The 18,778-nt window shown below is 43.7% G+C and carries 20 protein-coding genes and 2 pseudogenes; 16 read left to right on the forward strand and 6 right to left on the reverse strand.

The window, feature by feature from the left end:
• Positions 1–32: 32 nt before the first annotated feature.
• Complete coding sequence (locus ACFQ0V_RS07515) at positions 33–296, reverse strand: DUF2627 domain-containing protein (RefSeq protein ID WP_381011751.1); 264 nt, start codon at positions 294–296, stop codon at positions 33–35.
• Positions 297–476: 180 nt separating this feature from the next.
• Here ACFQ0V_RS07515 and ACFQ0V_RS07520 point away from each other — a divergent pair, with 180 nt between their 5' ends.
• Both ACFQ0V_RS07520 and ACFQ0V_RS07525 read left to right on the forward strand, forming a co-directional pair.
• Positions 477–1,580, forward strand: coding sequence for a Glu/Leu/Phe/Val dehydrogenase dimerization domain-containing protein (locus tag ACFQ0V_RS07520; protein WP_381011754.1), 1,104 nt, complete (start codon positions 477–479; stop codon positions 1,578–1,580).
• Positions 1,581–1,779: 199 nt separating this feature from the next.
• Positions 1,780–2,220, forward strand: a complete 441-nt coding sequence (locus ACFQ0V_RS07525) for a BrxA/BrxB family bacilliredoxin (protein WP_381011756.1) — start codon at positions 1,780–1,782, stop codon at positions 2,218–2,220.
• A gap of 48 nt (positions 2,221–2,268) precedes the next feature.
• Here the strand turns inward: ACFQ0V_RS07525 and prli42 are convergent, their stop codons facing one another.
• Positions 2,269–2,364, reverse strand: a complete 96-nt coding sequence (gene prli42 / locus ACFQ0V_RS07530; protein WP_381011759.1) for a stressosome-associated protein Prli42 — start codon at positions 2,362–2,364, stop codon at positions 2,269–2,271.
• Between the two features lie 90 nt (positions 2,365–2,454).
• On the opposite strand from prli42, the gene ACFQ0V_RS07535 reads away from it, so the two are divergent.
• On the forward strand, positions 2,455–3,570 hold the full coding sequence (locus tag ACFQ0V_RS07535) for a M20/M25/M40 family metallo-hydrolase (RefSeq protein ID WP_381011762.1): 1,116 nt from the start codon (positions 2,455–2,457) through the stop codon (positions 3,568–3,570).
• Entirely contained in the window at positions 3,567–4,034 is a 468-nt protein-coding gene (locus tag ACFQ0V_RS07540) for a chemotaxis protein CheW (protein WP_381011764.1), read from the forward strand. Before ACFQ0V_RS07535 ends, ACFQ0V_RS07540 begins: the two co-directional genes overlap by 4 nt.
• Here the strand turns inward: ACFQ0V_RS07540 and ACFQ0V_RS07545 are convergent.
• A pseudogene (locus tag ACFQ0V_RS07545) lies at positions 3,994–4,092 on the reverse strand (hypothetical protein); the annotation flags it as partial. The gene ACFQ0V_RS07540 and the pseudogene ACFQ0V_RS07545 sit on opposite strands and share 41 nt — an antisense overlap.
• On the opposite strand from ACFQ0V_RS07545, the pseudogene ACFQ0V_RS07550 reads away from it, so the two are divergent.
• Together ACFQ0V_RS07550 and rnz are read left to right on the forward strand one after the other, a co-directional pair.
• Positions 4,046–5,215, forward strand: a pseudogene (locus tag ACFQ0V_RS07550) (DNA polymerase IV); the annotation flags it as partial. The pseudogenes ACFQ0V_RS07545 and ACFQ0V_RS07550 overlap by 47 nt on opposite strands.
• Entirely contained in the window at positions 5,215–6,156 is a 942-nt protein-coding gene (gene rnz / locus ACFQ0V_RS07555; RefSeq protein ID WP_381011767.1) for a ribonuclease Z, read from the forward strand. The pseudogene ACFQ0V_RS07550 and the gene rnz, both read left to right, overlap by 1 nt.
• Positions 6,157–6,175: 19 nt before the next feature.
• Here the strand turns inward: rnz and proC are convergent, their stop codons facing one another.
• A complete protein-coding gene (gene proC, locus ACFQ0V_RS07560) occupies positions 6,176–6,973 on the reverse strand; it encodes a pyrroline-5-carboxylate reductase (RefSeq protein WP_381011769.1) in 798 nt (265 codons plus the stop codon).
• 123 nt (positions 6,974–7,096) lie between these two features.
• On the opposite strand from proC, the gene ACFQ0V_RS07565 reads away from it, so the two are divergent.
• The 7 genes from ACFQ0V_RS07565 to ACFQ0V_RS07595 all read left to right on the forward strand — a co-directional run bounded on the left by ACFQ0V_RS07565 (position 7,097) and on the right by ACFQ0V_RS07595 (position 12,989).
• The gene (locus ACFQ0V_RS07565) at positions 7,097–8,053 is read left to right on the forward strand and encodes an MBL fold metallo-hydrolase (RefSeq protein WP_381011772.1); all 957 of its coding nucleotides are present in this window, start codon (positions 7,097–7,099) and stop codon (positions 8,051–8,053) included.
• A complete protein-coding gene (locus ACFQ0V_RS07570) occupies positions 8,040–8,774 on the forward strand; it encodes an SDR family NAD(P)-dependent oxidoreductase (RefSeq protein ID WP_381011775.1) in 735 nt (244 codons plus the stop codon). The genes ACFQ0V_RS07565 and ACFQ0V_RS07570 overlap by 14 nt, the downstream gene beginning before the upstream one ends.
• A 12-nt stretch (positions 8,775–8,786) precedes the next feature.
• The gene (locus ACFQ0V_RS07575; RefSeq protein WP_381011778.1) at positions 8,787–9,332 is read left to right on the forward strand and encodes a DUF420 domain-containing protein; all 546 of its coding nucleotides are present in this window, start codon (positions 8,787–8,789) and stop codon (positions 9,330–9,332) included.
• Between the two features lie 74 nt (positions 9,333–9,406).
• Positions 9,407–9,778, forward strand: coding sequence for a DsrE family protein (locus tag ACFQ0V_RS07580; RefSeq protein WP_194561733.1), 372 nt, complete (start codon positions 9,407–9,409; stop codon positions 9,776–9,778).
• Positions 9,779–9,890: 112 nt separating this feature from the next.
• Complete coding sequence (locus ACFQ0V_RS07585) at positions 9,891–10,085, forward strand: hypothetical protein (RefSeq protein WP_381011781.1); 195 nt, start codon at positions 9,891–9,893, stop codon at positions 10,083–10,085.
• Between the two features lie 57 nt (positions 10,086–10,142).
• Positions 10,143–11,357 (forward strand): RtcB family protein, encoded by a 1,215-nt coding sequence (locus tag ACFQ0V_RS07590; protein WP_449329114.1) that lies wholly within the window; start codon positions 10,143–10,145, stop codon positions 11,355–11,357.
• A 147-nt stretch (positions 11,358–11,504) separates the two neighbouring features.
• A complete protein-coding gene (locus ACFQ0V_RS07595) occupies positions 11,505–12,989 on the forward strand; it encodes a DNA/RNA helicase domain-containing protein (RefSeq protein ID WP_381011787.1) in 1,485 nt (494 codons plus the stop codon).
• 38 nt (positions 12,990–13,027) lie between these two features.
• On the opposite strand, the gene ACFQ0V_RS07600 is transcribed toward ACFQ0V_RS07595, so the two are convergent.
• Complete coding sequence (locus ACFQ0V_RS07600; protein WP_381011789.1) at positions 13,028–13,897, reverse strand: LysR family transcriptional regulator; 870 nt, start codon at positions 13,895–13,897, stop codon at positions 13,028–13,030.
• A gap of 153 nt (positions 13,898–14,050) precedes the next feature.
• Here ACFQ0V_RS07600 and mmgD point away from each other — a divergent pair, with 153 nt between their 5' ends.
• The 3 genes from mmgD to prpB are packed head-to-tail and all read left to right on the forward strand — an operon-like array spanning position 14,051 to position 17,573.
• Positions 14,051–15,148, forward strand: a complete 1,098-nt coding sequence (mmgD, locus tag ACFQ0V_RS07605; RefSeq protein WP_194561737.1) for a citrate synthase — start codon at positions 14,051–14,053, stop codon at positions 15,146–15,148.
• A gap of 34 nt (positions 15,149–15,182) precedes the next feature.
• The gene (locus ACFQ0V_RS07610) at positions 15,183–16,631 is read left to right on the forward strand and encodes a bifunctional 2-methylcitrate dehydratase/aconitate hydratase (protein ID WP_381011792.1); all 1,449 of its coding nucleotides are present in this window, start codon (positions 15,183–15,185) and stop codon (positions 16,629–16,631) included.
• A gap of 27 nt (positions 16,632–16,658) precedes the next feature.
• Positions 16,659–17,573, forward strand: a complete 915-nt coding sequence (gene prpB / locus ACFQ0V_RS07615) for a methylisocitrate lyase (protein ID WP_381011795.1) — start codon at positions 16,659–16,661, stop codon at positions 17,571–17,573.
• Positions 17,574–17,687: 114 nt separating this feature from the next.
• On the opposite strand, the gene serC is transcribed toward prpB, so the two are convergent.
• Entirely contained in the window at positions 17,688–18,770 is a 1,083-nt protein-coding gene (gene serC, locus ACFQ0V_RS07620; protein WP_381011797.1) for a 3-phosphoserine/phosphohydroxythreonine transaminase, read from the reverse strand.
• Between the last annotated feature and the right edge of the window lie 8 nt (positions 18,771–18,778).

The following is an 18,778-nucleotide window of genomic DNA, read 5'->3' on the forward strand; positions in this document are numbered from 1 at the left end:
GTCGATTCGTCATCGAACGTTTAAAACAGTTTTTAATCGTCTTTCTTTTGTTCTGCTTCGGGAGGTAATTGAAAGCGCTCTTGAACGCGTCCTTTTCGTTGGTCGCGACGCAATAAAAATCCGCCGAAAAATCCGACACCGAGCACCATTAATACGAAGCCGAAAATGAATTGGAACGTCATATTCGTCATGAAGGCAACAGGGATGCCGAATAACGAGTCGCGCATCATTTTAATTCCGTAAGCTGCGGCAATACCAGGAATAAGTAATACGATGACCGCTAAAAGTCTTGCCATACTTGAAACAACTCCTTATCTGTTAAGTTAATTTTACGTGGTTCATGTAAATTGTCAAGCAAGTTTCACCGGTCACAATGTGTTGAATTTTTTGAAAAATTAGTTTTTATTTCAAAAAAGCATGGAAACTGTCGCTATAATGTTGTAAATTATAAGAATAGGAAAAGGAGTGACTGTACAATGGATTTATTTAAAACGATGGAAGAGCAAGATGTGGAACAAGTAGTATTTTGTCAAGATAAGGCGTCGGGATTGAAAGCGATCATCGTCATCGATGATACGACACTCGGCCCAGCACTTGGTGGAACACGTATGTGGCCTTACAATACGGAGGAAGAAGCTTTGGAAGATGCGGTGCGTCTTGCGAAAGGGATGACGTACAAAAACGCAGCAGCAGGCTTAAACTTAGGTGGTGGGAAAGCCGTCATCATCGGAGATCCGAAAAAAGATAAAACAGAGGCGATGTTCCGCGCATTCGGTCGTTACGTAGAAGGATTGAACGGTCGCTACATTACAGCAGAAGATGTGGGAACGACAGAACAAGATATGGATTACATTTATTTAGAGACGGACTACGTGACAGGTACATCGACAGTCGATGGCACTTCAGGTAACCCGTCACCGGTCACAGCATTCGGTGTGTACCGCGGAATTAAAGCGACAGCGAATGAAGCGTTCGGCACGCCATCCCTCAAAGGCAAAACGATCGCTGTTCAAGGAGTTGGACAAGTCGCTTATCGCTTATGCGAACATTTACATGAAGAAGGCGCAAAGCTCATCGTTACAGATATCGACCAAGAAGCGGTTCAACGCGCAGTAGACAACTTCGGTGCAACAGCGGTCGGTCCAGATGAAATTTACGATGTGGAAGCGGACATTTTCGCACCTTGCGCACTCGGTGCTGTCATCAATGACGATACGCTTGAGCGTTTGAAAGTAAAGGCTGTCGCGGGCAGTGCGAACAACCAATTAGCAGAGCCACGTCACGGTCACGCTTTACGCGAAAAAGGCATCGTTTATGCACCGGATTATGTTATTAACTCGGGTGGTGTCATTAACGTAGCGGATGAGATGATCGGATACAATCGTGAACGTGCACTCAATAAAGTGAATCACATTTACGACGTATTGGAAGAGATTTTCGAAATTTCTCGTACGCACAATATTCCGTCTCATTTGGCAGCGAACCAACTTGCGGAAAATCGCATTCAACTCATTCGCGATTCACGCACACACTTTTTACCATCGAACAAATCAGTGATCGATTTATTGAAAAAGAAATAATAGAAAGTATCATACATCTTTAAAAAGCGTTTATTTTTCAAAAAACATGAAAAATAAGCGCTTTTTGTTCTTTCTATCGCTCTATTCTTGCAACGAAAATGGAATATGGTTAAAATGAAAGGGAACGATTAGAATAGAACTGTCTAATTTAATAAGCATGTTTGTTTAGCATGCGATAGATGAGGAAGGGGATTTACAAATGACAATGGATTTTAATATGTATGTTCAAGATATCGTCAATCAAGCGCGACAAGAGATGGAAGCTGCAGGATATGAGCAGTTGCAAACACCTGAAGAGGTAGACGCAGCGTTCAAACGTCCAGGCACGACGCTCGTGATGATTAACTCAGTATGTGGATGTGCAGGAGGAATCGCTCGTCCAGCAGCGACACATGCGATTCACCACGATAACCGTCCGACACATTTAACGACAGTATTCGCAGGACAAGATAAAGAAGCAACGGCATATGCACGTATGCTCTTCGGTGAAGATCACTTACCATCATCGCCTTCATTCGTCTTATTAAAAGACGGAGAAGTAGTTGGAGAAGTAGGTCGCCATGAAATTGAAGGACATGACCCAATGTCTGTCGTAGCGAATTTACAATCACAATTTATGGAGTTTTGTGAAGAAGTATAAAGGGTGACAAAAAAAGCGAAGAGCTCGAACACTCTTCGCTTTTTTCCATTATAAAATTGCACTGACGCCAAAGACGATTGTTGAAGCGAGCATAATGACAATCATCGCCATGACGATAAACTTTTGAATTTTTTTATTACTCATTTTTATTAAACCCCTCATCGCATTATAATATCTCTATTTTAACAGAAAATATAAAAACCTCAATCACCAATGGAAAGAAGGAAAACAAAAATGACAACACGTGTAGTGAAAAACTTTATGGAATTAGTACAAATCGACTCAGAAACGAAAGATGAGCGCGCCATTGCGGACCATTTAATTGCAGCGTTTCAAGAGCGTGGCTATGACGTCGTAGAAGATGATTCAGCGGTGCGCTCTGGTCACGGAGCAGGTAACTTAATCGTGACAATTCCGGGAACAGTAGACGGAGATTACATATACTTTACATGCCATATGGATACGGTAACGCCAGGAATCGGCATTCAACCTGTGTTAAAAGAAGATGGCTATATTTATTCAGACGGTACGACAATTTTAGGAGCGGACGATAAAGCAGGAATCGCAGCGATCTTCGAAATGTTAGATACGTTAAAAGAACAAAAGATCGCACACGGCCCGATGCAAATTGTTATTACAGCAGGAGAAGAGAGCGGACTTCAAGGAGCGAAGGCGATGGATCCTAAGCTGTTACAAGCAAAATACGGCTATGCGGTAGACAGCACGGAAAAAGTCGGCGGAATCGTCGTCGCAGCACCATACCAAGTGAAGATGAATGTGACGATTGAAGGCAAGACTGCACACGCAGGCGTCGCACCAGAAAAAGGGTTATCAGCCATTCAAGTCGCGGCAAAAGCGATTGCTGAAATGAAGCTCGGTCGCATCGATGAAGAAACGACAGCGAATATCGGGAACTTCCACGGTGGAAAAGCGACAAATATCGTCTGTGATGAAGTGATCATCGTAGCCGAAGCGCGCTCGATTCGAGAAGATAAAGTGAATGCACAAGTGACACATATGGTCGAAACATTCGAACGTGTCGCAGAAAAATTAGGAGGACGTGCAATCGTCGACGTTCAAAAGATGTACCCAGGATTCTCCTTTACAGAAGAGGATGACGTCGTACAAGTTGCGATGCGTGCGATTGAAAAAATTGGTCGCAAGCCTGAAATTATGGCGAGCGGTGGCGGTAGTGACGGTAATATTTTCAATGGAATGGGTGTGCCGACAGTTACTTTATCAGTGGGATACGAAGAAATCCATACGGTCAATGAGCGCATGCCTGTAGAAGAATTGGAGAAATTGCATGAATTATTAACTGAAATTGTAAAGGGAGCGGTGCATGTATGAACGCATTAACATTCCGTACGAACGGGCAACGATTTGCTTGTAATATTGAAAAAGTACAATCGGTTGAAAATAATTTGCGTGTATCATTCGTTCCGAAAATGCCAGACTATGTTGACGGTTTCGTGAAACAACAAGGGGAAGTCATTCCAGTATTAGACCTCGGTTATTTGTTGTATGACCGTACGACTAGCCGTAAAGATGGCGAGGCGTACATCATTTATCAAGCGGAAGCGTTGACGATCGCGTTTTTCGTAGAACATGCGGATCAAATTGTTCAAATGGAAGATGATAAACTCGCTGAAAAAAGTTTACAAACGTATTCACAAGTTCCGTATTTCCGAGCGATTTATGATTTGGAAGATGAACTCGTTACGATTATCGATTTCGATATTTTAGTGAATTCGACAGAAGGTATGGAAGATGTCATTGAATTTGCGCAAGATGAGATGAATGAAATGAAGTGATGGCAGTGGCAAAGGTTCGTGTCATTTTACATGTCGATATGAACAGTTTCTTTGCATCGGTAGAACAGGCTGAAAACCCGAAATTAAAAGGCAAACCGATCGCGGTTGCTGGAAATCCGAGAGAGCGTCGTGGTGTTGTCGTGACGTGTTCTTATGAAGCGAGGGCGCTCGGTGTGTATACGACGATGAACGTCGGAGAAGCGAGACGACTCGCCCCCGAACTCATCGTCATTCAAACACGCCACGCGTTGTATCGCCAATATTCTGAGAAAATATTTGAGTTGTTAAGACAGTTCACCCCGCTCGTCGAACCGGTATCGATCGATGAAGCGTACATGGATATTACGGATATCGGCGGTTTGACACATGCGGTCGAAATCGCAGAAAGTATTCAGAGGCGGTTGCTCGAAGAACTCGATTTACCGTGTTCTATCGGAATTGCTCCGAATAAATTTTTAGCGAAAACAGCATCAGATTTAAAAAAACCACTCGGTATATCGATTTTGAGAAAGCGAGATGTCCCTCAAGTACTTTGGCCGCTCCCAGTCATCGAAATGTACGGAGTCGGTGAAAGTACAGAACAAAAATTACACGCACTCGACATTCAAACGATCGGTGATTTAGCGAAAGCTTCTTTAGCACTTGTCAAAGGGAATTTAGGAAAACATGGAGAGCGATTGCATGCCCGAGCGAATGGGGAAGATTCGAGAGTAGTGGATCCAGAGGCAGCGGAAGACCGTAAAAGTGTCGGCTCCTCCACGACACTTCCCGCAGATGAAACGGATTCAAACGAGTTGTATCGCACGCTCGGAAAATTGAGTGAAAAAGTGTCACGTCGCTTAAAAGAACTACAAAAAGTCGGCTACACATTAACCGTTCAAATTAAATATGCGAATTGGAAACAACAATCGCGCAGTCGTACGTATTCCGTTCCTTTAGTAGAAAGCGATGATTTGACACAAAAATCGGATCAATTGTTACAACAACTTTGGAACGGCCAACCCGTTCGATTGCTCGGTGTGACGGTGAGTGAATTAGTCGAACAAAATGAAATTGTCGAGCAGTTAACATTCGATACGTATGAACGTTATGAAAAAGAAAATGAAACGTTGCGAGTATTGCATCAACTGCAACAAAAATTTGGACGAGATGTTATTTCGAAAGGAAAGAAGGAGAGTTAATGGACGTCACATTTCTTGGAACGGGGGCAGGAATGCCATCGAAGACGCGCAATACGTCAAGCATCATTTTAAACTTGCGCAATGAAGGGGAAGATTATTGGATGTTTGATTGTGGGGAAGCGACACAACATCAACTGCTTCACACGTCAATTAAGCCGTCTAAAATTAATCGCATCTTCATTACCCATTTGCACGGCGATCATATTTTCGGGCTTCCTGGTTTCCTCAGTTCCCGCTCCTTCTTAGGAGGAGAAACTCCTTTGACGATTTATGGTCCGCCTGGATTAGAAGCGTGGCTTACGATGACGATGCAGACGACGAAAACTCACATCCCTTATCCGATTCATTACAAAATTGTAGAGGATGGGCAAGTGATCGATTCCCCGAAATTTCGCGTACGAGCTCGAAAATTAGCTCACGTCATTGACAGTTACGGTTATCGCATCGAAGAAAAAGAGCGCCCAGGTACGCTATTAATCGAAGAAGCGTTAAAAAGAGGCGTTCCGAAAGGGCCGTTACTTAGTGAATTAAAAAATGGGCGAGATGTTGAACTTTCAGATGGTACGCTCGTTCGGAGTGTAGACGTCACGACAGAAAAGCAAAAAGGAAGAGTCGTCACCATTTTAGGAGATACCGCGTATACGAAGGCTTCAATTGACCTTGCGCACGAAGCGGATTTGCTCATTCATGAGGCGACTTTTGATGATGCGACAGCAACGATCGCGAAGCAGTACGGGCATGCGACGATACGCGAAGCGGCGCAAGTAGCGGATGAAGCGAATGTAAAGCGACTCGTCGTCACGCACATTAGCGCACGTTTTTTGAAACATGATTTGCCTGCATTTTTAGCACAAGGAAAAGCACAATTTCAAACGATTTCGATTGCGGAAGATTTTATGACAGTGGATATTCCGTTACAGACAAACAACACGACAACGTAATTGTCGTGTTGTTTTGTCCTTATGCTTTTCCGAGTTCAATGGAACGTTGTTTTGCGGCTTGAACACAAGCGTGAATCGTTTCCGCAAATTGATGCTCGCGCAATGCATCTAGGCCTGCTGCTGTCGTACCGTTCGGACTCGTGACACGTTCGCGCAAAGTAGCGGGCTCTTCTCGCGTCTCATCGAGCATTAAGGCCGCTCCTTTAATCGTTTGGATAGCGAGCTCGCGCGCCGTTTTCGGGTCCAACCCTTCTTGAATGGCTGCCGCTTCTAAAGCTTCTACGAAGAAATAGACGTAAGCAGGACCGCTCCCTGAAAGACCTGTCACGGTATGCAATTGTTCTTCATCTACTTCTTGAACGATGCCGATTGCTTCGACGAGTGACGTCACCCAGCGCTTCGCCTCATCTGTCACTTTCGTATTCCAAGCTACCCCGCTTGCTGATTCGCCAATCGTAGCAGACGTATTCGGCATGACGCGCGCAATCGCTTGATTCGGGAATGTCGCTTCGAAAGTAGCGAGCGGTGTTCCTGCAAGAACGGATACGATGATGGCGTTTGTAAGAGAAGCGTATTTTGGCAACACTTCCGCGATTTGATTCGGTTTTGTGGCGAAAATGAGGACGTCGACATCTTTAATATTTTCGACGTCACGGAACGGCGTCACACCGTACTGTTCGTGAAGGCGTGCGAGACGTTCTTTATTCGAGTGATTCGTTACATAAATAGCATTCGCAGGGAGCACTTCATGTTTCACGATTCCTGCAATGATGGCTTCTGCCATAGAACCTGCACCGATAAAAGCAATTTTTTTCATTTCAAACATCCTTTCATAAAAAACAACATTTCTTTTCAGTTTACCATAGGAAAGACCGACAGTTGAAATTGTTAGGGAAATCGTGTGTAATAGAAGAATATAAAAAATAAAGGAGGAATGCCAATGCGTGAAAGGATTACATCGATTTCGATTGATACCCCATTCCAAGTCGGTCCTATTCATAGTTTTGTACTTCACGGTGAAGTATTGTCATTAATTGATGCGGCGCCTCGAACAGAAGTCGCGCGCGCACAAATTATTGAACAACTCGCTGCTCAACAAATTGAACTTGAGCAAATTGAACAGCTCATTTTAACGCATCATCACCCAGACCATGCGGGGTGGACGGATTTATTTCCGAACGCTGTCGTCATCGGCCATCGTTATACGGGAGAATGGATGGCGCGCAGTGAATCTTTCTTTAACTGGCATTATTCTTTCTTTATGCGTACATTATTATCTTTTGGGGTACCTGAACATCTTTTATATTGGAAAAAAGCTGTAGAAGGAAATTTTCAATATATGGCGGAACGTCCAATGGATCAATTTTTACAAGAAGGAGATTATCTACCTCATCATCCGGATTGGCTCGTTTATGAAACGCTTGGACATGCGCAAAGTCATTTTATTTTTGTCCATGAGGAAACACGAGAATGTTTAGGTGGCGATATGTTATTGTCGGGAACATTGCCGAATCCACTACTGGAAGCACCTTTAGAAATTGGAGCGGAACGTCCGAAGTCACTCGTTCAATATCGTGCATCCTTATTAAAGATGCGTGAACTTGGATTAAGTCGCGTCTATGCAGCACATGATGAGATGATCATCGACAGTCCGAATGAATTGATTGATATGCGTCTTGCGCAAATTGAACGTCGCTTGGAACGCTTATTGAAGCACGTAACAGCGCAACCGAAAACGGTGTTTCAACTGACGCAAGAAATGTATCCGACGAAATATGACAAAATATTAGGGCTCACTTTATCTCAAGTGATCGGTCAACTTGATCTTCTCGTGTTGCGGGGAGATGTTACTGAACACTTAAACGCTTGTGGAGTGTATGAGTATGTCAGAGCATAAGCGTGTCATCATTATTGGTGGAACGAGTGGTGTCGGTTACGCGGTGGCAGAACGGTTGCGCGATCAATGTCAATTGCTCGTACTCGGTCGCAATGCGTCACGCCTTTCCGAAATGAAACAACTTGGCTATAACGTCGCTTCTTTCGACGGCTTAAAGGATGATTGGCGGGAAGAATGGCAAGCGGATGTCGTCATTTTCAGCGCAGGATGTGGATTTTTTGAAGAAGCGATCGAGGTGACGGACGCTCAAATTGAGCAAATGTGTCGCACGAATATTGAAATGCCGATGAAATTAACGTCGCGTATCGCACGTCATATGATCGCGCAAGGCGGTGGACAACTTCTTTATATCGGCAGTCAAGCAGGGAAAGTAGCGACGCCGAAAGCGAGCGTTTATGCCGCTACGAAACATGCGCTCATTGGCTATACGAACGCACTCCGAATGGAACTCGCTCCGCACAATGTGAAAGTGAGTGTCGTACAACCGGGACCGATCGACACACCGTTCATCGATTTAGCTGATGAATCCGGAAGCTATAAACAGTCGCTCGGGCGATGGCTTTTATCGCCTGAACAAGTGGCGGACGCAGTCGTTCACATTATGCGTACGCAAAAAAGAGAAACGAATGTGCCGAAACTGATGTTTTGGTCAAGCAAATTGTACAATTTAATGCCGAGTGTCGTAGAAACACTCGGTCGTTCATTTTTTAATAAAAAATAAAAGGAGTTATTTATGTCTAATTACTACACGAAACCGTATAAAAAAAGAAATTATAAACCGTTCATTTGGATCGTCTCCATCATTTTAATCGGAGCGATCGCGGTGTTATCACGCTTACCAGGAGTGGAAAATTTCGATGCGTTCGATATTACGATCCTTCCTCTTATGAACGCCATTTTCAACAGCTTTACGTTCATTTTTTTAGTGCTCGCGCTCATCATGATTAAAAAAGGAAATGTCGACGGGCATATGAAAATGATTTATGCAGCGCTTACGACGACGACATTTTTCTTAGTGACGTATGTGACGTTTCACTTTTTAGCGCCGTCTACACCGTACGGAGGAGAGGGAATTTTACGCCCGATCTACTTCTTCGTTCTCATTACACATATCGTGCTCGCAGCAGGTATCGTACCACTCGTGCTCATTTCTGTGACGCGCGCATGGAATCGCAATGTCGAACTGCACCGTAAAATCGCGCGCATTACGATGCCTTTATGGTTATACGTCGCATTTACAGGTGTGCTCGTCTACATTTTAATTCGTCCTTATTATTAATGAGCAAATACATTGTTCTTCTGAAATTCACATGTTAATATACCTATAAGGGTATAGAAAGAGGAGGAACAACAATGGATAAAATTGATTTACTCGTAACATTAACAGCACATGAGCGCGACAGCAACAACGTCACGATCGCCTTTACAATGGGATGGAAAGCTGCACAAAAAGGCTTGAAAACAGAACTTCTTTTATTATCAGATGCCGTTCACTTAGCATCGAAAGGCTATGCAGAAACGATCGACATCGGTTCACCATTTAAAGCGGTTGGCGAATTGCTTCCACTCTTCTTAGAAGCAGGTGCGAAAATTAAAGTATGTTCAAACTGTATGGAGCATAACGGTGTAAAAGCAGAAGACTTAATTCCAGAAGCTGAAATCGTCACAGCAGACTACGTTGTTGATGCGATTATGGCAGCGGAAAAATCATTACAATTAAATTAAAAATAGAGAAAAAGCTTGTTCGAAATATGGAACAAGCTTTTTCTATGTTTGAATGTAGGTCCAGAAGGCTACATAAAGATATAGGTAAAATTAGGGAGGGTGCCTAATCTTAATGAATTTAAAACGAGGAGCAGTTGGGAATATGGTCGTTCAAGGACATCCGTATCAAAGAGTACATTTAGGGCTCGTCCGCATTATCGCTCATGAAGATTCCCATTATCATTTACATTCTCATGAATTAGAAAGAATGATTCGAGTAGAGAAAGTGCTGATCCACCCATTTCATCCAGTGGAAATTGACAAGTGAAACGATACATATTATATTTCTTTTAGAGTGAACCGGCAAATTCACATTTAGAGGAGAATGAACATGAAGACGAAAGTATTCGGTCAACATGAAGAAGGCACATTGCGCCAATTCCAAAACTGTTTACAAACAGGACAAGTTGGAGGTGGCGTGCTCTGTGCAGACGGGCATTACGGTTATAGCCAACCAGTCGGGGGCGTCATTGCGTATGAAGAGCAAGTCGCACCGTCTGGCGTAGGGTATGACATCGCCTGCGGAAATAAAGCGGTCCGTACGAATTTGAAATATGAAGATATTCGAGAAGACTTACCGAATATTATGGATGCGGTCGCATCGCGTATTTCATTCGGAATCGGTCGCAAAAATAAAGAGCGTATCGATCACGCTTTATTTGAAGATGACGGTTGGTACGTTTATCGCCAATTCGGTCAACAAGAACATGATATTTTAAAGAAACTCGCCTATGAACAGCTCGGAACGGTAGGAGCGGGCAATCATTTCGTCGATATTTTCGTGGAAGAAGCAACAGGTGACGTTTGGATTGCGAACCATTTCGGTAGCCGAGGATTCGGGCATAAGACAGCGAGTGGCTTTTTGAATGTCGCAGCAGGTCGCCAATTTTTAGACCGTGCGCCAGGAGAGTCGATGGAACAACTACCGACACTTTTAAATTTAAATGAAGAGCTCGGTCAATTGTATATGGAAGCGATGCGTCTTGCGGGAGTGTATGCGTACGCTGGACGTGACGTTGTGATGGATGAAGTGCTCGACATTTTAGGAGCGGAAACGACATTTGAAGTGCATAACCACCATAACTACGCTTGGAAAGAGCAACATGATGGACGTGAATACGTCGTCGTGCGTAAAGGGGCAACCCCTTCAGCGCCAGGACAGCTCGGCTTTATCGGAGGTAGCATGGGCGATCAATCGGTCATCGTGCGCGGAAAAGATAATGAAGCGAATCGTGAAGCTTGGTATAGCACCGTACACGGAGCGGGTCGCATCATGAGCCGAACGGAAGCAGCAGGTAAGATGAACTGGAAGACGAAAAAACGCCGTGGCGGCAAAGTGACAGAACGTATGATGCAAGACGCGATTCGAGAAGCAGGTGTTGAATTGCGCGGAGGCGGAACGGATGAAAGTCCTTTCGTTTATCGTAAACTAGCTTCTGTTTTAGACGAACATAAAGAAACGATTGACGTGTTACACACATTGCGCCCGATCGGTGTCGCGATGGCAGGAGCGAATGAATTCGATCCGTATAAAGACTAAATGAGTAAATGACCACTTCCTAAATGTTAAGGAAGTGGTTTTTTATGAGCATAAAGATGCATCGTTCATCGTTAAATGTTAATATTATAAAGTAGATGAAAAATTATAGTAGAAATAAATCGAAAGAGAAGAAATGAGGAGAATCCGTTGAAAGCTATTAATTTACAATCGATTATTGCAGCGAAACAAAGTTTGCCTGCGCCTATGCTTGAACGTTTTCTAGATTCTTTCGGAATTGAAATAAAAACGCATGAACTAGAAGATTTACAATTACTCGTCGATGCGATTTACGAACATGGAACGATTTTCCCACTTCACAATTTTTTCGTCGGCTATCGCATAGAACAAATTAGTAAAGAATTTGATTTATTGCGTGTTTGTGACCAGCTCGTCGTCGATATCGAATTAAAACGTCAACAAACGGGAGAGCGTATGGAAAGGCAACTGCGTCAAAATCGCTATTATTTAAACAGTTTAAATCGCGAAGTCCATCTCTTTACATTCGTCAGTTCAGAAAGAAAATTGTATACATTGAAAGATGATCGATTTGAAGAAACTTCATTAAAGGTATTGCTCGATGTATTGGCGAGACAAGAGAAGTTGTTGGAAGCGGATGTTGGCCAATTGTTTACACCGACACAGTACCTCGTCTCTCCATTCAATCAAATCGGTCCTTTTTTAAATTCACAATACTTTTTAACGTCGCAACAGCAAGAGTTTAAAAATACGATTTTACATTTATTGCATACGAAGCCGAACAATCAAATTTTAGCGATTGAAGGGGAAGCAGGAACGGGAAAAACATTGTTAACGTACGATATCGCAAAACATTTCCACTACCAGCAACAACCTGTGACGATCATCCATTGTGGCTTATTAAACGAAGGACACCTACGATTAAAACAAGAAGGCTTTGATATTCGAGCAGCTCACGTCTTAGATCATCATTTGCCGAAATCATCATTAATCGTCATTGATGAAGCGCAACGTATGCATCCGAGTTATATTGAAAAATTGCTCGCTTACAGTTATCAAAACGATGTTCATTTATTATTTTCTTACGATCCGCGTCAATATATCGGACGAGAAGAAGCGAAGTATCGCAATGAAGAAACATTTCAACGTGTGACGACAGCTGAACGACCGTTTAAATTAACAGGGCGCATCCGTTCGAATAAAGAAATTATTTCATTTACGAAAAAGTTGTTCGACCGTCGCCGTCCAGATCAACTCCGTCCGTATGAAAACATTCACTTTCAATATTTTACGAATTTGCAGGATGCGAAGCAGTTCGTTCAATTAAAGGGGCGCCGTGGTTGGAAGTTCATCGATTATACCGTCCCACCGATGAACGGGGATTTGATTCGAGAAATGTCGCTCAATTATGAACGCAATTCTCATCAAGTGATCGGGCAAGAATTTGATAAAGTAATTATCATCATTGGAGAAGCGGTCACTTATAATGAAGAAGGGCGTCTCGTTGACCGGACGCCGAACGATTATTTAGCGGCGCATATGATTCATCAAAATATGACGCGTGCCCGTGAGCAATTGTATGTCGTCATTTTAAACAACTTAGAAGTGCTCGAAACATGTTTGCACGTTTTACCGTTAAAAGAAGAGTATATGTAAAAGCAGTGAATCCTCGTTGAGAAGATTCACTGCTTTTTTTAAAATCGTTTCACATCGACTTTTGAAACGAACTCGATGAAAGCGCGAACGACATTTAATGTGAGGGCGTCGGACCCGTAATAGAGCCATGTCGGACGCGTCAACAACTCTCCATCTTTCGTAATGAGTGGATTGATGACGAGATCGGGATTGCGTTGGACGACGAGTTCGGTGACGATGCCGTATCCGAGCTTATTGACAATCATCTCTTTACACGTTTCGACTTGGTTGACGTAAATGTTCGTGAACGGTTCTTGCTTATATTTCGTATACCACCATTGATCGACCGTTTGTTTCATCGTTTGATCGGTATGATAGTCGATACGTGGGAGCTTCGGTAAGTCGACCCAATCGAAATCCCAAGGAGATGCGACGACGATCGACTCTTGATAAAGCAATTGTTTCCCTTCTTGCCACGGGTAGTCTCCTTTAATGATGACGACGTGGACGTCATGGTTGAGCAGCTTGCGATACATTTCACTGCTCCACCCTGTAATGACGTGACATTCGACATTCGGATGCTCGCGTTGGAAAAGGCGGAGCAGTTTTGGCATTTTGTTTAAAGCGAAGAAGTTGGAGACGCCGACGCGCAATGTGCCTGCGACCGCTCCTTGTAAATTGTCGAGTTGTTCGCGCATTTTTTCATGTTCGCGTTGCATATTTTGTGCGAATTTCGCTAACATGACACCTTCTGGAGTAAATGTGATGCCGCGGCGCTTGCGCAAAACGATCGGAATATCGTATTTTTTCTCTAAATTATGTAAGCGTGACGATAATGTAGATTGTGACACATACAGCTGATTCGCTGCATGAGTGATGTTTTTCGTGTTATATAACGTAACGAGTAGTTCAATATCTTGCCAGTTCATGGTGATTCCTCCTTAGCAATCGATTTTTTCGATGGCTAGTATTCAAAAATGCCTAGTTCACAAATGACTCCACATCCTTTAAAGTAAAGATAAGACGTCAAGCCAAAAATGTAAAGGCTTACACGCTTATAATTTATTGGGGAGGGAATTGTTATGGAACAGTTTAAACCAGGTTTAGAAGGGGTCGTCGTCAGTGAGACGGAAATTTCAGTATTGGACACGGAGGTCGAAAAGATTGTCATCCGTGGGTATGACTTAATCGAGTTAGCGAAAACAAACTCGTATGTAGACATTGTACACTTGTTGTTAGAAGGGGAACTACCAACAGATGAGCAGCGTCAAGAAGTGGAGAAAAAGCTACATAAGTATCAGGCGCTTCCAACAACGGTGCTCGACATTTTGAAACTCCAAAACGGTCGTTTCCATCCGATGGACGCACAGCGTACAGGAGTATCTGTCCTCGCAGGGTATGATGATGACTTAGAAGATCGCTCACATGCGATGAACATTAAACGTTCTTACATGTTGCTTGCACAATTACCAATTATTACAGCGAACAGCTACCGCATTTTAGTGGATGAACCAACATTAATGCCGAAAGACGATTTATCGTATAGCGCAAACTTCTTATATATGATCACTGGGGAAGTACCGACAGAACAAGAAGTGAAAATCTTCGATAAATCACTTTTACTCTACAGTGAGCACGAAATGCCGAACTCGACATTTACAGCGCGTGTCATCGCATCGACAAACGCAGATTTATACGGTGCATTGACAGGAGCAGTTAGCTCATTGAAAGGAAACTTACACGGTGGAGCGAACGAAGCAGTGATGCATATGTTGAATGAAGTTTCAACACCAGAAGCATTCGAAGAACTCATCCGTGAGAAGTTGAAAAACAAAGAAAAAATTATGGGCTTCGGTCACCGCGTATACATGGACCGTATGGACCCACGTGCTTCAGTAATGAAAGAGCACTTGCGTGAGCTTTCAGAGCGCGATGGTGACGATACGTTACTCCGTATGTGTGAAGCGGGCGAGCGCGTCATGAAAGAGGAAAAAGGGTTATTCCCGAACCTCGATTACTATGCAGCTCCTGTTTATTGGAAGCTTAATATTCCGATTATTCTGTACACACCGATTTTCTTCGTAGCACGTACAGCAGGACTTACAGCTCACATCATTGAGCAACATGAGAACAACCGTATTTTCCGTCCACGTGTTAAGTATATCGGACGCGACTACTAATAGAAAATAAATTTTACATGAGAGGAAGAGTTAGATGACTGAATTAACGAATTTAAACGAACGTGTAGAGTATGATGAGATCATCACAGCAATCGCTGATTACGTACTCGACAAGGAGATTGACAGCAAGGAAGCTTTCGAAACGGCACGCTATGTGTTGATGGATAGTATTTCATGTGCTATTTTAGCATTAGAGTACCCAGAATGTACAAAAATGTTAGGCCCACACGTGAAAGGAACAGTCGTACCGAACGGTGTGCGCGTACCAGGAACATCACACGTACTCGATCCAGTGAAAGGTGCATTCGACATCGGTGTTCTTATCCGCTGGTTAGACTATAACGATACGTGGCTCGCAGCAGAGTGGGGTCACCCATCAGATAACTTAGGAAGCATCTTAGCGATCGCTGACTACGTAAGCCAAGTTCGTTTAGCGAACGGTGAAGAGCCAGTAAAAGTGAAAGAAGTTCTCGAAATGTCAATTAAAGCACACGAAATTCAAGGGGTTCTCGCACTTCAGAACAGTTTGAACCGTGTCGGACTTGACCACGTATTCTTCGTTAAAGTAGCATCGACTGCAGTAGCGGCGAAAATGCTCGGTGGAAGCCGCGAAGAAGTATTAAACGCACTTTCAAACGCATGGGTAGACGGCGGAAGCTTACGTACGTACCGTCACGCTCCAAACACAGGATCACGTAAATCGTGGGCTGCTGGAGATGCGACGAGCCGTGCTGTTCAATTAGCACTCATCGCAATGAAAGGTGAAATGGGGTACCCAGGAGCACTTACGACAAAAGGATGGGGCTTCCAAGATGTTCTCTTCAAAGGACAGGAAGTTACACTTGAGCGCGAACTCGGAAGCTACGTTATGGAGAACGTCTTGTTCAAAGTATCGTTCCCTGCAGAGTTCCACGCACAAACAGCAGCAGAAGCTGGCGTAACATTGCACCCAGAAGTGAAAGATCGTCTCGACGAAATCGAAGAAATTACAATTACGACACACGAATCAGCGATCCGTATTATCGACAAGCGTGGACCACTCCACAACCCAGCTGACCGTGACCACTCATTACAATACATCACAGCAATCGCATTGATGAACGGTGACGTAGTAGCGGAAGATTATGAGGATGAAGCAGCAGCGAACCCGATGATCGACCAATTACGTGACAAGATGGTTGTCGTTGAAAACGAACAATATACGAAAGACTACTTAGACCCAGAGAAGCGTTCAATCGCTAACGCGGTACAAGTTAAATTTAAAGATGGTACGACAACGGAAAATGTTGCAGTAGAATATCCACTCGGACACCGTTTCCGCCGTCAAGAGGCGTTCCCAGAGATCGTCAAAAAATTCGAACAAAATATCGCAACACGTTTCGCATCGAAACAAGCGAACGCGATCGAAGAGTTATTGCTTGACGATGAGCGTCTCCAAGATACACCAGTACATGAATTAATGGCATTACTTGCATTCGCATAAGACGTACGCATAGAAAGGAAGATTACGATGACGTGGATTATCCAACAGCCAACGCCACAAGCAGAATTAGCAGAACGCTTCCTTGAACTCGTGAAAGCCCCGGAAATACTTCAAATTCCGGGTGCTCACGACTCAATGGCAGCGATCGTTGCAAAACGAACAGGATTCGAAGCACTCTACTTATCAGGAGGAGCCTACACTGCGAGCAAAGGGATTCCAGACCTCGGCATGTTAACGTCTACAGAAGTAGCGGACCGTGCACGTGATCTCATCCGTTCAACGAATTTACCAACACTCGTTGATATCGATACAGGTTTCGGTGGCGTCTTAAACGTCGCTCGTACAGCAGCAGAAATGGTCGAAGCACGTGTTGCAGCTGTTCAAATTGAAGACCAACAGCTCCCGAAGAAATGTGGTCACTTGAACGGAAAGCAACTCGTGACGACAGAAGAAATGATGCAAAAAATTAGCACGATCAAGCAAGTTGCGCCGACATTAGTTATCGTCGCGCGTACGGATGCTCGTGCAGTAGAAGACTTAGATAGCGCAATTGAACGCGCGAACAAGTACGTAGAAGCAGGGGCAGATGTCATCTTCCCAGAAGCGCTTCACGATGAGAAAGAATTCGCAGAGTTCAGTAAACGTGTGAACGCACCGTTGCTCGCGAACATGACAGAGTTCGGAAAAACACCGTACTATACGGCAGAAGAGTTCAAAAACCTCGGATACGATCTCGTCATTTATCCAGTGACATCATTGCGTGTTGCAGCAAAAGCATATGAGCGTGTCTTTAACGCAATCATGGAAGAAGGCACACAGAAGAACCAATTGGACAATATGCAATCTCGTGCAGAGTTGTATGAAACGATTCAATTGCACGACTTTGAAGCACTCGATGCAAATATCGCTCAAACTGTTTTACCGGATCAACAAAAAGATTAATTGTACAAACAATCCCATTACGAACGGCAATGTTTACCGCATTGCCGTTTTTTGGCGTTTCAAAAAGTCGACAAAAAAACGAGCGATGATGATCGCTCGTTTCTAGTTTCACTATTATGCGTGTTTCGCTTGGAATTCTTTCATAAATGTTGCAAGTGCTTCACAAGCTGCTACTGGAACAGCGTTATATGCGCTCGCGCGGCATCCACCGACAGAACGGTGACCGTTTAAGCCGACGAATCCAGCTTCCGCTGCTTCTGCTAAAAATTGTTTCTCTAGCGCTTCATCTGCTACACGGAATGTAATGTTCATGAGTGAACGGCTATCTTTGTCCGCATGTCCGTAATAAAATCCTTCGCTCGCATCGATCACATCGTAAATGAGTCCTGCTTTCATTTCGTTTTGACGATCGACGGCTTCTAATCCACCTTGCTCTTCAATCCATTTCAACACTTCACCTAACATGTAAATGCCGAACGTTGGCGGTGTATGGTAAAGAGAGTTTGAATCCGCATGTGTTTTGTATTGAAGCACGGTCGGATTTTCTTCTTTCGCTGTTTCGAGGAAGTCTTTTTTCACGATAACGACCGTTACGCCTGAAGGACCTAAGTTCTTTTGAGCGCCTGCATAAATCATCGCAAATTTCGATACGTCGACTGGTTTTGACATAATGTCACTTGACATGTCTGCAATTAAAGGAACATTCACTTCAGGAATGTCTTTAAACTGCGTACCGTAAATTGTGTTGTTTGATGTCATATGGATGTAACGTGTATTGTCTTCTACGTTCCAGTCCATCGGAATGTTTTTAAATTGATTGTCTTTTGAAGAGGCTACTTCATACGTAGCACCTTGCATTTTTGCTTCTTTTAATGCTTTTTGTGACCATGAACCACTCATGACGTATCCTGCTGTTTCGCCTTCGTTTAAGAAGTTCATCGGGATCATCGAGAATTGTAAGCTCGCGCCACCTTGCATGAAGATCACTTCATAATCTTCTGGAATGTTGTAAAGCTTGCGCATGCGTTCAATCGCTGCATTGTGCACCGCTTCGTACACTTTGCCACGGTGACTCATTTCCATAATTGACATGCCATTGCCTTCGAAGTCGAGCAATTGTGCTTGGGCACGCTCCAATACGACTGTCGGTAAAGCAGAAGGACCCGCGTTAAAGTTATATGTAGTTTCTCTTGTCAATGGTTCCA

It is taken from the genome of Savagea faecisuis (assembly GCF_042675605.1).
Lineage (GTDB): Bacteria > Bacillota > Bacilli > Bacillales_A > Planococcaceae > Savagea > Savagea faecisuis.